Origin of the sequence: Streptomyces sp. NPDC098789, from assembly GCF_044759975.1 — a bacterium.
GTDB lineage: Bacteria > Actinomycetota > Actinomycetes > Streptomycetales > Streptomycetaceae > Streptomyces.
Genome location: NZ_JBIWAJ010000014.1, coordinates 202,969 through 217,393 on the forward strand (window position 1 = coordinate 202,969; position 14,425 = coordinate 217,393).

General features: G+C 73.6%; 14 protein-coding genes and 1 pseudogene. 6 read left to right on the plus strand and 9 right to left on the minus strand.

Annotated features, from left to right (window positions below; translation table 11 throughout):
• The 4 genes from ACIQWR_RS26815 to ACIQWR_RS26830 form a co-directional block, all read left to right on the plus strand.
• Positions 1 to 1,238: hypothetical protein (locus tag ACIQWR_RS26815; RefSeq protein ID WP_404014380.1), on the plus strand; the 1,238-nt coding region annotated here is incomplete at its 5' end.
• Positions 1,235 to 2,047 (plus strand): CHAT domain-containing protein, encoded by an 813-nt coding sequence (locus ACIQWR_RS26820; protein WP_404014383.1) that lies wholly within the window; start codon positions 1,235 to 1,237, stop codon positions 2,045 to 2,047. The genes ACIQWR_RS26815 and ACIQWR_RS26820, both read left to right, overlap by 4 nt.
• Positions 2,048 to 2,153: 106 nt before the next feature.
• Complete coding sequence (locus ACIQWR_RS26825; RefSeq protein WP_404014386.1) at positions 2,154 to 3,143, plus strand: hypothetical protein; 990 nt, start codon at positions 2,154 to 2,156, stop codon at positions 3,141 to 3,143.
• A gap of 230 nt (positions 3,144 to 3,373) precedes the next feature.
• Entirely contained in the window at positions 3,374 to 3,766 is a 393-nt protein-coding gene (locus ACIQWR_RS26830; protein ID WP_404014389.1) for a hypothetical protein, read from the plus strand.
• Here ACIQWR_RS26830 and ACIQWR_RS26835 read toward each other — a convergent pair.
• The 3 genes and pseudogenes from ACIQWR_RS26835 to ACIQWR_RS26845 form a co-directional block, all read right to left on the minus strand.
• Positions 3,763 to 4,407 (minus strand): phosphatase PAP2 family protein, encoded by a 645-nt coding sequence (locus ACIQWR_RS26835; RefSeq protein ID WP_404014392.1) that lies wholly within the window; start codon positions 4,405 to 4,407, stop codon positions 3,763 to 3,765. The genes ACIQWR_RS26830 and ACIQWR_RS26835 overlap by 4 nt on opposite strands.
• Complete coding sequence (locus tag ACIQWR_RS26840) at positions 4,404 to 5,063, minus strand: phosphatase PAP2 family protein (RefSeq protein ID WP_404014395.1); 660 nt, start codon at positions 5,061 to 5,063, stop codon at positions 4,404 to 4,406. The genes ACIQWR_RS26835 and ACIQWR_RS26840 overlap by 4 nt, the downstream gene beginning before the upstream one ends.
• Positions 5,060 to 5,730 (minus strand): annotated as a pseudogene (locus ACIQWR_RS26845) (DedA family protein). Before ACIQWR_RS26845 ends, ACIQWR_RS26840 begins: the two are co-directional and overlap by 4 nt.
• A gap of 233 nt (positions 5,731 to 5,963) precedes the next feature.
• On the opposite strand from ACIQWR_RS26845, the gene ACIQWR_RS26850 reads away from it, so the two are divergent.
• The gene (locus tag ACIQWR_RS26850; RefSeq protein WP_404014398.1) at positions 5,964 to 6,575 is read left to right on the plus strand and encodes a hypothetical protein; all 612 of its coding nucleotides are present in this window, start codon (positions 5,964 to 5,966) and stop codon (positions 6,573 to 6,575) included.
• A gap of 67 nt (positions 6,576 to 6,642) precedes the next feature.
• Positions 6,643 to 7,578 carry an NAD-dependent epimerase/dehydratase family protein gene (locus ACIQWR_RS26855; RefSeq protein ID WP_404014401.1) on the plus strand — a complete coding sequence of 312 codons (936 nt, stop codon included), beginning with the start codon at positions 6,643 to 6,645 and terminating at the stop codon, positions 7,576 to 7,578.
• Positions 7,579 to 7,600: 22 nt separating this feature from the next.
• Here the strand turns inward: ACIQWR_RS26855 and ACIQWR_RS26860 are convergent, their stop codons facing one another.
• From ACIQWR_RS26860 to ACIQWR_RS26885, 6 genes are all read right to left on the minus strand, one after another.
• Positions 7,601 to 8,839: a cytochrome P450 gene (locus ACIQWR_RS26860; protein WP_404014403.1), complete on the minus strand. Its 1,239-nt coding sequence runs from the start codon at positions 8,837 to 8,839 to the stop codon at positions 7,601 to 7,603.
• Positions 8,840 to 8,864: 25 nt separating this feature from the next.
• A complete protein-coding gene (locus ACIQWR_RS26865) occupies positions 8,865 to 10,256 on the minus strand; it encodes an NAD(P)/FAD-dependent oxidoreductase (RefSeq protein WP_404014406.1) in 1,392 nt (463 codons plus the stop codon).
• Complete coding sequence (locus tag ACIQWR_RS26870) at positions 10,249 to 10,497, minus strand: ferredoxin (RefSeq protein ID WP_404014548.1); 249 nt, start codon at positions 10,495 to 10,497, stop codon at positions 10,249 to 10,251. Before ACIQWR_RS26870 ends, ACIQWR_RS26865 begins: the two co-directional genes overlap by 8 nt.
• Before the next feature lie 138 nt (positions 10,498 to 10,635).
• Entirely contained in the window at positions 10,636 to 11,259 is a 624-nt protein-coding gene (locus ACIQWR_RS26875; RefSeq protein WP_404014409.1) for a hypothetical protein, read from the minus strand.
• Positions 11,260 to 11,436: 177 nt separating this feature from the next.
• A complete protein-coding gene (locus ACIQWR_RS26880; protein WP_404014412.1) occupies positions 11,437 to 13,827 on the minus strand; it encodes an ATP-binding cassette domain-containing protein in 2,391 nt (796 codons plus the stop codon).
• 175 nt (positions 13,828 to 14,002) lie between these two features.
• Positions 14,003 to 14,419, minus strand: a complete 417-nt coding sequence (locus ACIQWR_RS26885) for a VOC family protein (protein ID WP_404014415.1) — start codon at positions 14,417 to 14,419, stop codon at positions 14,003 to 14,005.
• Positions 14,420 to 14,425 lie beyond the last annotated feature (6 nt).

Here is a 14,425-nt window from a genome sequence, read left to right on the forward strand (position 1 = left end):
CCGTCCAGATCCGTCGCACACTCGCCCAAGCCAACCCCGACGCCTACCTCCCCGACCTGGCAATGTCGCTCAACAACCTCGCTGTCCAGCTCGCGGAGATCGGACGGCTAGACGAGGCCCTGAGGCTCTACGCGGAGGTCATCGACTCGTGGCACGGAGAGCCGTGGGCCGCCGCTGAGCTCTCCTACCGGCGAGCCGTGTTCGTCCTGGAATACAGCGGGGCAGTCGAAGGGGCCAAGGCGTTGTGCGTACTGTTGGCTTCGCCCGCCGGGCTCGATGGGCAGACCGTCTTCCGCGTCCGCCAGCTCCTGCGACGCGTGGTCGAGTCCGACCCCGCGCAGCGCGGGACAGTGCTGCGCCTGTGCGGGGAAGGGAGCGGGTCCGCTGAAGCATCGACGTGGCTGAATGTCAGCGAAGCGGCCCTCAAACTGACAGCGGACTGGATCGACACGAAGACCTGGGCCGACTCCCGCGACTTCTTGACGGGCCACACCGCTCTGCTCGATGCCACGTCCGTCCTGGCCTTGCGGGAGTGGGCGCTGTTGGGCGGTGCCGCGGCCTGGCACGCGAAGCTGCTGAATCAGATGGTGGCCGGAGTGCCGGTTGACGTGGTGTATCGGCCGCTGCTGCTGACCGAGACCCTGACCGCGTGGATCCAGGCGAGCTCCGGGGACGGAGGTTGGGCGGGTTCGGCCGCGTTCCTGGCCGCGCGTGCCGACGACCTCCTCGCTCCCGACGCGGACGGGGCGCTGGCCGGCATGGGCGAGGGGCCCCAGGGTGAGAGCCGAGTCATCACCGTGCACCGCGCGATCCTGGCGATGGCCGCCGGCGACGGCATCGAGGCCGTCTACGGCCTGTTGGAGGACCGGCAGGCACTGCACGCCCGTGTACAGCAGGCCCTGGAGGCTGCGGACGGGCAAGCGCTCGGATGGCTCGCGCTGATCGAGGAGGGCGTCTTCGACGCCTCCTGGACGGCAACGGTGCACTGGCTGGCCGCCCGCGCCCTGGACGAGGCCCCGACCGGGGCAGTGGTGCGTGCGGCCCGGCGGGCAGCGGCACCACATCCAGCAGACGTCCTGGCCGCCGCGGCGCAGGAGGCCGCACCCACCCAGGAGGAGCGCAATAGGGCCGTGGCCGAACTAGCGTCCCTGTTGTCCGCCCGGCCCTCACGGGCCGCCGCACTGAGCGCCGTCCTGCAGGCGGTCCTGGCCGCCACTGTCCCGGCGCCCGAAGGGTGAACGGCCCCCCGCCGGCGAACGTGCTGATGTTGTCCGCGGTCGGCACCCGACTCGGTGGCCCCGACACCGGTGAGGAGCAGCGCCAGGTCGCTCAGGTCGTGCGCTCGGCCCGCTACCGCGACGGGCTGGCGGTGCACACCGCCCAGGCGGTGCGCGGCGAGGACATCCTGGAGCATCTGCTGGAGCGGGCCCCGACGGTGGTCCATTTCTCCGGCCACGCGACCGACGATGGTCTACGGGTCCTGACCACGGACGGCGGTGACGCCCCACTGGTCACCGCAGGGCTCGGCGACTTGTTGGCGGCGGCCGGCAAGGGCGTGCGGCTCGTGCTGCTCAATGCCTGCGCCACCAACGGCGCGGCCGAGGAGTTGGCGCGGACCGCCGGGTGTGCGATCGGCTATCCCGGGCGGGTGCAGGACGTGATGGCCATCACCTTCGCCCGCGAGTTCTACCGGTGCGTCGGTGCGGGTCTGGCGGTGGGACCCGCCCATAGCGCGGCGGTGGCGGTGACCGTGATGTACGGGGCGGGGGCGGGAGAGCGCGCGGTCCTGCACCACGCGCCGGGGGTCGATCCCGAGACCTGGCACCTCTTGCACCCCGCCCACATGGTCCCGCTGCCCGGCGCGGGGAACGTGCCGGATCCGACCGCTTTCCTCGCCCAGCGCGCCGGAGCGAAGCCCTTCATCGCCCTGGTGACCGGCACGACGAACTCCGAGGCCCGCCTGCGCTCCACCCTCGCCTCCACCGGCGACCTGGAGGTCCAGTGGATTCGGATCGACGACGACACGAGCACGGACCGGCGGGACTGACCCGGCCGCCCGGCCCCGCACCTCATCCGTGGAACCGCTCCCCAACCGGCCGCGGCGTGCGGCAGGATGAGCCCGCCGGTAGGCCAGGGACGGGAGGGGGCCCGGGGTGTGGGAGAAGATCGTGGGGGACGGCCGCTGGGCGCTGGAGCTGGTCTGCGCCTGTTACCTGGGGATCGTGTACATCACCAGTAGGGGGCTCATCGCGGCCCCCCGCTACCGGCTGCTCCAAGGCCGCATCCGGGACTGCCGGGCCCGGGCGTCGGTCCTGGCCGCCGCGGACACCGTCGACCCCGTCACGACGGCGGCCCTGGCTGCCGTGACCGGGCGGCTGGACGACCTGGAGAAGAGCGGCCTGGTGGTGTGGCGGCTGCTGCCCACCTCATGGGTGATCGCGATCCCGCTGTCCAAACTGGCCGCTGCCTGGCGGATGCTGCACAGCGCCGAGCGCCAGCTCCTGCGCCTGGAGACGCCCGAGGAGATCACCGCGCAGGTCCGGTCGGTACGCCTTCGGCTCGCGGCCTCCCCTCATCCCGGTGACCCGGAGCTCGCCGCCGAACTGGCCGCGCAGCCCGCCACCGGGCCCGAGGCCGGCGCCCTCCTGTTCGCCACCGTCGAGCACCTCCACGACCGGGAGGACACCGAAGCCGAACGGGAGTACGAGCAGCAGCGCATCGCCCTGTGGCTGGCCACGACCGGGATCGGCGCGGTGCTGCTGATCGGCGCCGTCATGGACCACCGGCTGACGATGGTCTTCGGGGCACTGGGCGGCTTCCTGTCCCCGCTCGTCGGGGTCATGCGCGCTCAGCGCCCCTCCTCCTGGGGGGTGCTGGTCCTGGCCCCGGTCGGCGGCGCCCTCGCCTCGGTCGGCGGCCTGCTGCTGGTCCGCATGCTCGCCGACCCGGAGCTCAACCTCCTGGGTCACGTGTTCCTCGACAACTCGTGGAACGCGCCCGCGGCGCCGATCGCCCTGGCCATCTCCCTGCTGTTCGGGTTCTCCGGCACCCTGTTCTCCCGGCTCGCCCTGACCGCCACCGGACAGCTCGTGGCCGCCCCGGGCGCCGGCACGCAGAGCGGCACCGGCGGGCGCCCCCTGTAGGGAGTGTCTGACGGATGTGCGTGGCGTCGCGGCGCCCGGCACGCACTCTCGCCGCACCGACCGAAAGCCCGAGTACGTCCAGTACACGGACTTCCGGTCGCCGCGCCGAGAGCACGCACCGGACACCGCTCCTTCCCCACGCACATCCGTCAGACACCCCCTAGCCGGCATCCGCCACGGGTCCTGGACAATGGCACCGACGATCGCCCTACGGAACGAACGAAGGATCCATGACGCTCCACGAAGGCCAGCGGGTGAAACTCGCGGCGGACACCAGACTCACCGACTGGGTCGCGGTGACGGGCGAGTCCCCGGAATCGCCCGGGACCGTCATCGGATCGCTGTCCCTGGCGGCGGGCGTCGAGGGGACCGTCGAGCAGGTGGTCGTCCACGACCGGCAGGGCCCGGAGGCGGCCGAGTACCTGCGGCTCTCCTCGCTCCTGGAGGACTTCGGCCCGCAGATGCCCCCGGCGAGCCGGCAGCAGTTGGTGGAGAAGGTCGCCGCCCTGGAGCCCCATTGGGTCGCCTATCAGGAGCAGCGGCTGCGCGCGACGGTCCGCGTCCGTCTCGACAACGGCTTCGTCCTCGACGACTCGCCCGAGGACGCCTTCATTCCTGCCTAGGCGGTCCCCCCGGTGCGCCGCAGGTAGAGGTGGGCGAGGAGCGCGAGCCACGCGGTGGCGAAGAGCCAGCCGCCGAGCACGTCGGTGAACCAATGCACCCCGAGGTAGACGCGGCTGAGGCCGACCCCCGCGCCCCACAGGCCGATGAGCACCACGGCGGTGCGGGGCACCCGGGAGCCGCGCAGGAACAGCGCGGCGACCAGCAGCCCGGCGGTCATCGCGGCCGTGCTGGTGTGGCCGGAGGGGAAGGACCACCCCGAGGCGTGCGCGGCCCAGTCACCGACCGCGGGGCGCGGGCGGGCGACCAGCGCCATGACCGCGTAGCGCACCACCTGCCCCGCACCGAGGCACAGCAGCAGCGCCGCGGCAGTGCGGGCCCCGCGCCGGGTGGTGCGCCCCGCGTACCAGCCGGCCACGAGCAGCAGGACGTACGGGACGAACCCGGTGCCGGTGTCGGTGAGCACGCGGGCCAGGGTCGCCGCGGAGGCCGGGCGGTGCGTCACGGACCAGCGGTGCAGGCCCGCGTCGGCGGGCAACAGGTGGTCCGGGGCGCGCACGACCCACAGCGCCAGCAGCGCGAGGAGCGACGCGGCGACCAGGGCCAGCCACCCGGCGCGGCGGGCGGCGATGGTACGGGTCATGCGGCGGCCAGCAGTGGACGCAGCGGGCCGCGCTTCAGCCGGTCGGCCAGTGCGCCCTGGTGGCGTCGCACCGTACGGGCCGCCGCGGCGGCGACCGCGGCGCCGACGAGGCAGCCGGCCAGCACGTCGTGCGGGTAGTGCACGCCCACCCACACCCGGGAGGCGGCCATCAGCGCCGCCGCGACCAGGGCCACGGCGCCGAGCCGGCGCGAGACGAAGAGCAGGGCGACGGCGGCCGCCGCCGCGAGGGCGGCGTGGTTGCTGGGGAAGGACCAGTCGCCGGGGGCGGGACACGCCTCCAGCGTCACGGCGGCGAGGGTCCGGCAGGGCCGGTCCTCGCGCACGGCGAGTTTCAGCAGGGCATCGACGCCGAAGGCCAGGAGGGTGATCGGCGCGGCCGCGAGGGCGGTGACCGCCGCGGGGGCGCCCGCGCGACGGGCCCGCCACCAGCCGACGACCATCAGCACCGCGAACAGCGCCAGCCCGTAGGCCGACCAGGCCGAGACGAGGGTGTCGAGCCAGCCGGGGGCCCGGTGGGCGAGCCCGGTCACGTCGACGTACGCGGGGCCGTCGACGCCCGAACCGTCGTACGCCAGGGCGTGCGCGGGGACGTACGGGGGCAGTTGGGCGAAGGCAGGGAGGTGCGCGGTGGTCATCCAGTGGATCCGTTCCGGTGCTTGACGGCCCGCCGGGAGCGGAGCAGTTCGATCGCCAGGGGAAGCAGGGACAGGGCGACGATGGCGGCGACGATCGGCAACAGGTACCGGTCGACGTCGGGGACGGAGGAGCCGAGCCCGTAGCCGGCGAGCACCAGGCCCAGCGTCCACACCAGCCCGCCGGCGACCTGCCAGAGGGTGAAGCGCGGGCCGGGACCATCAGGGCTCCGGCGAGCGGGTTCAGGACGGTGCGCACCACGGGTACGAAACGGGCCAGCACGATCGCCTTGGCGTGGCCGTACCGCTCCAGCAACCGCTCGGCCCGTTCGGCCCCCTCGTGCAGCCGCGGGGACCGGCTGCGGGCGAGGAGGGTCGCGCCCGCCCGGCGCCCGATCAGGTAGCCGCACTGGGCGCCGGCCAGCGCGCCGGCCACGGCGGCTACCAGGACCAGCGGGAGCGAGAGCGTCGTGACCGCTCCGGCCGGACCCGCGCACAGCAGGCCGGCGGTGAAGAGCAGGGAGTCCCCGGGCAGGAAGAAGCCGATCAGCAGCCCGGTCTCGGCGAACATCACGACCCCGATGCCCACCACGCCGAAGGCGGCCAGGAGCGCGTGCGCGTCGAGCAGGTTGACCGCCAGGTCGGTCGCGGCGGTCACGGAAGCAGCCATGGGCGGGCCTCTCGGGTGGTCGGGCGGCGGTCAGCGACATGGCGGTGGTGGTGCTGGTGCGGCGCCCCACCGACGAGCCGATCGACTACAATCGCGTAGACGGTCTACTGCACTGTAGACGATGGTCGGGCCGAGAACCGTGCAACGGCGCGCCGGGCGCCCGCGCGGCGCGGCCGCCCGCAGCCGCACAATGGGCCCGACGACCGGAACGGCCGGCAGGAGGCGCGCGGAACGTGAACGACCCCGCACTGGAGGCAGCGGCCCGGCCCGAGGGCTGGGCGGAGCGCGTGGTGGCCCGGCTGGCGGCCGTGGACGCGCTGGAACAGGACCTGATCGGCGCGGTCCACGGACAGCCGGACCTGATCGCGGAGACCGGTGCGCGCCGCGCCCGGGCCCTGCACGCGGCCGCCATGGGTCTGGGCCCCGCGGGGTGCGCCGCCGCCGCGGGCGTTTCGGAGGCCCTGCTGATCCGCTGGAGGCGGGACCCCGCCTTCGACGCGGCCCTGGTGGCGGCCACCGCCCTGGCCGCCTCCCTGCCGGTGGCACCGCACGGACGACTCAACGGCTTCGCCCTCGGCATCCTGCTGCGGTCCCTCGCCCGGGAGGCGCACCTCGGCACCGCCGCCCGCGCCGCGGGCCTCACCCGGGACCAGCTCACCCGGATCCGGCGGAGCAACGCCGCCGTCAACGACCTCGTCGAGGCCGCGCTCCGCGGGGCGCGGGTCCGTTACACCGAGAAGCGGGGCCGCAAGCGCCCGTACGGCTACCGCCTGGTCCACCGCGCCGGGACCGCACCGCCCGAAGGGCCGGGCACCGGCGGCGGGACCGGGACCGACGGAGGCTGAGGGCCGGACGGGCCGACCGGCCGGGCGCCACCCCAAGTGGCCCGCACACACGCGCTAGTGTGCGTCCGTGAGCCATTACGTCGTCGTAGGATTCGGGCCCGCCGGGGCCGCCACCGCCCGACTGCTGGCCGAGCGGGGGCACTCGGTGCGCGTCGTCACCCGCTCGGGCCGCAGCCCCGAACCCGGCATCGAGCACGTCGCGTTGGACGCGGCGGACGGCGAGCAACTGATCGCGGCGGCGCGGGGCGCGGCCGCGGTCTTCAGCTGCGCCGCCCCGCCCTACCACCGCTGGACGAGCGCGTGGCCCCCGCTGGCCGCAGCCCTGTGCGCGACCGCCGAGGCGACCGGGGCCGTCCTGGTCATGCTGGGCAACCTCTACGGCTACGGTCCGGTCGACGGCCCCCTCACCGAGGAGCTGCCGCTCGCGGCGACCGGCCCCAAGGGCCGCGTGCGGGTGGCCGTTTGGGAGCGGGCGCTGGCGCTCCACGAGCAGGGTCGGATCAAGGCGGTCGAGGTCCGGGCCTCGGACTTCTTCGGCCCCGGCGTGACCGACGGCGGGCACCTGGCCGCCCGGGTCGTGCCGCGCGTGCTGCGCGGCAAGCCGGTCTCCGCCCTCGGGGACCCGGACGCCCCGCACAGCTGGAGCTACCTCCCGGACGTGGCCGGGGCCCTGGTCGAGGTCGCGGGCGACGAGCGGGCGTGGGGACGCGCCTGGCACGTCCCCACGGAGCCGCCGCGGTCCACCCGCGAGATGGTCGACCTCCTCGCCGCCCGGGCGGCGACGGGACCGGTCGCCGTGCGCCCGCTCCCGTCCGCCGTACTCGGCGTCGCCTCGCTCCTCTCGCCGCTGATCCGCGAACTGAAGGAGGTCCGCTACCAGTTCGACCGGCCGTTCGTCATCGACGCGCGGGCCTACGAAGCGCGCTTCGCGCAGCGCGCCACCCCCCTCGACGAGCAGGTCGGGGCGACGCTGGACTGGTGGCGCGCACGCCTGGAGGCGTGAGCGCCCACCCGTGTCCCCGCGCTCAGGGGCGGATCCCGTCGCAGCCGATCCTCAGGTGCCGGGGACCGCGGAGCACCGCGTTCTGCCGGTACGGCGGCGGGTCCTCCAGGAGCCGGGGGTTCTCCAACCGCCGGGCCAGCTCGCTCAGCGCGAGCTGCGCCTCCAGGCGCGCCAGCGGGGCGCCGAAGCAGCTGTGGATGCCACTGCCGAGGCCCAGGTGCTGGATGTCCTTGCGGTACGGGTCGAAGCGGTCCGGGTGCTCGAAGCGGGCCGGGTCCCGGTTGCCGGAGGCCAGGATGAGCCACATCGAGGAGCCCTTGGGGATGGTGACCCCGCGGACCTCGATGTCGACGAGGGGCGTGCGTTGGGGCAGCAACTGCACGGGCGGTTCGAACCGCAGCAGCTCCTCGACGAGCGGCACCGCCAGCCCCGGCTCCTTGCGGAGCTGCGCCAGGACGTCCGGATTGCGCAGCAGCGTCAGCATCCCGTTGGTGATCAGGTTGACCGTGGTCTCGTGCCCGGCGATGAGCAGCAGGGCGGCCGTGCTGAGCAGCTCCATGGTGGACAGGGTCTCGTCCGGGCCGTTTCCGACGGCCAGTTGGGAGAGCATGTCGTCGCCCGGGTTCTTGCGCCGCTCCTCGATCAACCCGGCGAGGTACATGCCGAGTTCCATCCGGGAGTCGTGGGTGCTGCGCTGGCGCTCCACCGGGTCGGAGTCCGGGTCGGGGTCCAGGCTCGCCGCCAGGGTGTCGGCCCACACGTGGAAGCGGGCCTCGTCCTCGCGGGGCACGCCCAGCAGTTGGCAGATCATCGTGACGGGGAACGGGTAGGCGAACTGGTCGACCAGGTCGATCTCCCCGGGGTCGCCGAGGTTGTCGATGAGCCCGGTGACGATCCCCCGCAGCCCGTCGCGCATCCCGTCGACGCGGTGCGGGGAGTGCGGCGGCCCGAAGGGCCTGTTGGTCATCCGGCGCAGCCGGTCGTGTTCCGGCGGGTCCAGTTTCAGGAAGCTCGGTGGCAGCGCGGTCTCCTCCTCTCCCCCGCCCTCGGCCAGCGGGTCGCCGGCCATGGCGGTCAGGTTGCGGGAGTCGGAGCTGAGCCGCGGGTCGTGCAGCAGGCTCTGGATGTCGTGGTAGGTGCTGATGACGTACGGCCCGGTCCCGTCGTGGAACACGGGAGTCTTGCGCAGCTCCTCGTACAGCGGGTACGGGTTGGCGCGGTTGGCGTAGTCCAGGATCTGGCTCAGGATGCCGTCGTTCATGGCGGGTCCTCCGTGGGCGTGCGGGTCAGTGCCCGGCGGGGGTGAAGGTGATCCGGCGGTCGGCCGGGGAGTACCCGCTGAGGGTGATGGTCGGGCCGTGCGTGGGCACGGAGGGGTCGGGGAAGTCCGCGGGGATCGGCTTCTGGCCCTCCGGGCGGCGGTCCACGGTGGTGAACGGGAGCGGGAAGGGGGCGGTCGCCTCGATCTGCTGCTCGTAGAACTGGAGCCAGCGCGAGTTGTCGAAGGTGACCGCTCCGATCACCCGGCCCTGGTAGCCGTAGACGCCGGTGAAGCGGCGCTCGGCGCGCGAGCCCTGGGCGATCATGATCTCGGTGCCCATGGAGGGCACCCCGACGGATTTGATGTTCACCCCGAACTGGGAGGACCAGAACGCGGGCACCCACAGGTGCGGGCGGCGCTCGGTGCTCTCGCTCAGCATGTTGTGGGCGGCGGTCTCGGCCTGGGCCACGGCGTTGCCCCAGTGCTCCAGGGACAGGAACTGGTAGCCGAAGAGCGCGTGCGGGGAGCGGGCCACGTCGCCCGCCACGTAGATGTCGTCGGTGACGATGCCCCGGATGTCGAAGGCCCGGCAGCCCGCGTCGCAGGCGATGCCGCGCGGGCCCGCCCCGAGCCCGGAGCCGGTCAGCCACTCGGTGTTGCGCTGGGCGCCGAGCGAGACGACCACGACGTCGCACTCCAGGGTGGTGCCGTCGGAGAAGTGCGCCGCCCGGACGCGGCCGGTCGAGTCGCCCTCCAGGCCCGTGACCATGACGCCGGTGCGCAGGTCCACGCCGTTCTCGCGCTGCATTTCGGCGGCGACGGCGCCGATCACGCCGCCCAGGGCGCCGACCAGGGGGCCGTTCCCGCGTTCGGCGACGGTCACCTCCAGGCCGCGTTCGCGGCAGGCGGAGGCGATCTCGGAGCCGGTGAACCCGGCGCCGATGACCAGGACCCGGCTCGGTCCGGCGGCGAGCGCCCGGGCCAGGGCCGCTCCGTCATCGCGGGTGCGCAGGGTGAAGACGCCGCCCAGTTCGCGCTCGGCCTCGTTCGGCCAGGGCCGGGCGCGCACCCCGGTGGCGATCAGCAGGCGGTCGTAGGGCACCTCGTCGCCGTCCGCCAGTCTGACCGTACGGGCGGCCATGTCGAGGCCGTCGGCCGGTACGCCCAGGCGCCACTCGGCGCCGAGGTCGCGGCGCCGGGGCAGCAGGGTGCGGTCCGCGTCGGCCCGGCCCAGCAGCACCCCCTTGGACAGGGGCGGGCGGTCGTACGGCTCGTGGGGCTCGTCGCCGATCAGGGTCAGCGAACCGGCGAAGCCCTTCTCCCGCATGGTTTCCGCGGCCCGCAGGCCGGCCAGCGAGGCACCGACGATGACGATCCGGCCGGACCGCTTGAGCTGTTCGAGGGCGCTGTCAGCCATCGGAGACCTCCCCGGATCCGGTGGCCGCGCCGGCGCCGGTCGCGGCCAGGTCGAGTTCGTCCACGAGGATCGCTTGTACGGGGCACGCGGCGGCGGCCTGGAGCACGCGCTCGCGCTGGGCCGCCCGGGCCTGTGGGTCGTAGAGCAGCCCTTCGTCCCCGTGCATCGCGAAGACGTCGGGGGCTAGGAAGGCGCACTGCGCGTATCCCTGGCACCGGTTGAGATCGACGACGAGCCTCAGCAAGGTGTGGTCCTTTCGGTGACCCCCGCGGCTTCCCCGGACCAGCCTGCGGGCCGGTTCGGGGCGGGGCCCGTCCAACGCCTCCGTCGGAGTGAATCGCCGCGGGTGACGCCGGGCGGGGGCGGGACGCGCCACGGGTCAGGCCGCGGGGTCGGAGGCGAGGTCGGGCGCGGGGCCGGGCGCCCGCGGGCCCGCCAGGCCCGACTTCAGGACGTACAGGCTGATCGTCAGGGCCCAGGCCGGGAACACCAGCTCGGACCACGGAACCGAGGAACCGACCACCAGCAGCACCAGACCGGCGAGGGTCCCGAGGAGGACCAGCGGTCGCGGGAAGACCCCGAGCCTGCGTCCGATGGTCGAGGTCGCGAGGACGAAGACGGCGGCCATCCGCATCGCGTAGGTGGTGAGCAGGGTGTAGGAGAAGTGGCGGCCGAAATCCTGGGGCTGGTCGGCGTCGAGCACCGTGCCGGCGGCCGCGGCGGCGCCGAAGAGGCAGGCGACGAAGACCAGGCCGCTGCCGAGGAAGACGGTGGAGACGAAGCGGTCCTCGGCGTCACCGCCGTGCGCCCGCAGCGCCCCCATGAACCAGAGGAAGGCGATGCCCGCGAAAGGTACGAGTTCCACGGCGGCCGTCACCGCGTCCCGCTGGCCGGAGGTGATCGCGATGCGGGCCGCGCCGCCCCCTTCGGGCAGGGCGATCCGGGCCAGCACGATGGCTCCCGCGAGCAGGATCGCGAAGAGCACCCCCGCCAGTCCGGCCATCCGCGGGGTGCTCAGGCTCTGCCCCGAGGGCGTCGTCGGTCGTCCTGCCGGTCTGCCTGCCGGTCGTCCTTGTCTCATGCCTCCAGCAAGCCGGGGGCCGTGCGGGGCCGCCAGCGGGGCCGGCCCACCCGGGTGACGCGGCGTCACGCCGTCCGGGTGGGCCGGCGCGGCCCGCCGTCAGGTGCCGACGTAGGCCGCGAGGTGCTCGCCGGTGAGGGTACTGCGGGCAGCGACGAGGTCGGCGGGGGTGCCCTCGAAGACGATCCGGCCGCCGTCGTGGCCGGCGCCCGGACCGAGGTCGATGATCCAGTCGGCGTGCGCCATGACGGCCTGGTGGTGCTCGACGACGATGACCGACTTGCCGGAGTCCACCAGCCGGTCCAGCAGGCCGAGCAGTTGCTCGACGTCGGCGAGATGGAGGCCCGCGGTCGGCTCGTCGAGGACGTAGACCCCGCCCTTCTCCGCCATGTGCGTCGCCAGCTTGAGCCGCTGACGCTCACCGCCGGACAGCGTGGTCAGCGGCTGACCGAGGCTGAGGTAACCGAGCCCGACGTCGGCGAGCCGGACCAGGACGGCGTGCGCGGCCGGTGTGCGCGCCTCGCCGTCGCCGAAGAACTCCCGCGCCTCGGTCACCGACATCGCGAGCACCTCGCTGATGTCGCGGCCGCCGAGGTGGTAGTCGAGGACGGACGCGTCGAACCGCTTGCCCTCGCAGTCCTCGCAGACGCTGGCGACCCCGGCCATCATCGCCAGGTCGGTGTAGATCACTCCGGCGCCGTTGCAGGCGGGGCACGCGCCCTCGGAGTTGGCGCTGAACAACGCCGGCTTCACCCCGTTGGCCTTGGCGAAGGCCTTGCGGATCGGGTCGAGCAGGCCCGTGTACGTCGCCGGGTTGCTGCGCCGCGAGCCGCGGATCGCGCCCTGGTCGACGTGGACCACCGCGGCGCCGCGCGGGATCGAACCGTGGACGAGGGAGCTCTTGCCGGAACCCGCCACGCCGGTGACGACGGTCAGCACCCCGAGCGGGACGTCGACGTCGACGCCCTTGAGGTTGTGCGTGCGCGCGCCGCGGATCTCCAGGGTCCCGGTGCGCTCGCGCACCGCGGCCTTGACCGCGGCCCGGTCGTCGAAGTGGCGGCCGGTGACGGTAGTGCCCGCCCGCAGGCCCTCGACGGTGCCCTCGAAGCAGACGGTGCCGCCGCCCGCACCGGCGCCGGGGCCGAGGTCGACGACGTGGTCGGCGATCGCGATGGTCTCCGGCTTGTGCTCCACGACGAGCACGGTGTTGCCCTTGTCCCGCAGCCGCAGGAGCAGGTCGTTCATCCGCTGGATGTCGTGGGGGTGCAGGCCCGTGGTGGGCTCGTCGAAGACGTAGGTGACGTCGGTGAGGGGGGACCCGAGGTGGCGGACCATCTTGACGCGCTGCGCCTCGCCCCCCGAGAGCGTGCCCGACGGCCGGTCGAGGGAGAGGTAGCCCAGCCCGATCTCCGTGAAGGAGTCCAGGGTCTGGCGCAGCGTGGCGAGCAGCGGCGCCACCGAGGGTTCGTCGAGGCCGTGCACCCATGCGGCGAGGTCGCTGATCTGGAGGGCGCAGGCGTCGGCGATGCTGATCTTCTTGATCTTCGACGAGCGGGCCTCGGCGCTGAGCCGGGTGCCGTCGCACTCGGGACAGGTGGTGAAGGTGACCGCGCGGTCCACGAACTCGCGGATGTGCGGCTGCATCGCCTCGCGGTCCTTGGACAGCATCGACTTCTGGATCTTGGGGATCAGTCCCTCGTAGGTGAGGTTGACGCCCTCGACCTTCACCTTGGTCGGCTCCCGGTAGAGGAAGTCCTGCATCTCCTTCTTCGTGAACTTCGCGATCGGCTTGTGCGGGTCGAGGAGGCCCGACTCGGCGTAGACGCGCACGGTCCAGAAGCTGTCCGACTTCCAGCCGGGGATGGTGAACGCCCCTTCGGCGAGGGACTTCGAGTCGTCGTAGAGCTGGGTCAGGTCGATGTCGGAGACCGCGCCCCGGCCCTCGCAGCGCACGCACATGCCGCCCGTGCGCTGGAAGGTGGCCTTCACCGTCTTCTTCGCGCCGCGCTCGACGGTGATGGCGCCGCTGGCCCGGACGGAGGGGACGTTGAAGGCGTACGCGCCGGGCGGGCCGATGTGCGGCGTGCCGAGGCGGCTGAAGAGGATGCGCAGCATGGCGTTCGCGTCGGTGGCGGTGCCGACCGTGGAGCGGGGGTCGGCGCCCATCCGCTGCTGGTCGACGATGATCGCGGTCGTCAGCCCGTGCAGGACGTCGACCTCCGGGCGGGCCGTCGTGGGCATGAAGCCCTGGACGAAGGCGCTGTAGGTCTCGTTGATCAGCCGCTGCGACTCCGCGGCGATCGTGCCGAAGACCAGCGAGCTCTTGCCCGAGCCGGAGACCCCCGTGAAGACCGTCAGGCGGCGCTTGGGGATCTCGACGCTGATGTCCTTGAGGTTGTTCACGCGCGCGCCGTGCACGCGGATCAGGTCGTGGCTGTCGGCGCCGTGCGGCGCAGGCGACTGCGCGTCCGTCCTCGTGCGCTTGCTCATCGTCTCTCCATGTCTGCTGCTCTGCTGCTCTGCTGCTCTGCTGCGTCGGCGCGGTCGCGGCGCCGGTCCGCTCCCCCTGCCGTACCCGGTTCCCCCTGTCTACCCGATCGGCCGCCCGCCCGCCCCGATCGGCGGGCGCCGGCCGGGGCGGGGGCGCCCGTTCACGGGGCCCGGGTCAGCGCCCCCGCGCCTGGCTGAAGCGCAGCATGTTCCCGGCCGGGTCGCGGAAGGCGCAATCGCGGACGCCGTACGGTTGGTCGATCGGCTCCTGCACCACCTCGCCGCCGGCGGCGCGGATCCGCTCGAAGACGGCGTCGCAGTCGTCGGTGCGGAAGACGACCCCGCGCAGCAGGCCCTTGGCCAGCAGGTCGGCCACCGCCTCGCGGTCGGCGGCCGAGGCGTTCGGGTGCGCGAGCGGCGGTTCGAGGACGATGTCCACGTCGGGCTGTGACGGCGCGCCGACCGTCACCCACCGCATCCCGTGCGCCGCGACGTCGCCCCGCACCTCCAGGCCGAGCACGTCCCGGTAGAAGGCGATCGCCGCGTCGTGGTCGTCGACGGCGATGAAGGCTTGCGAAAGGTTGATGTCCATGGCCTC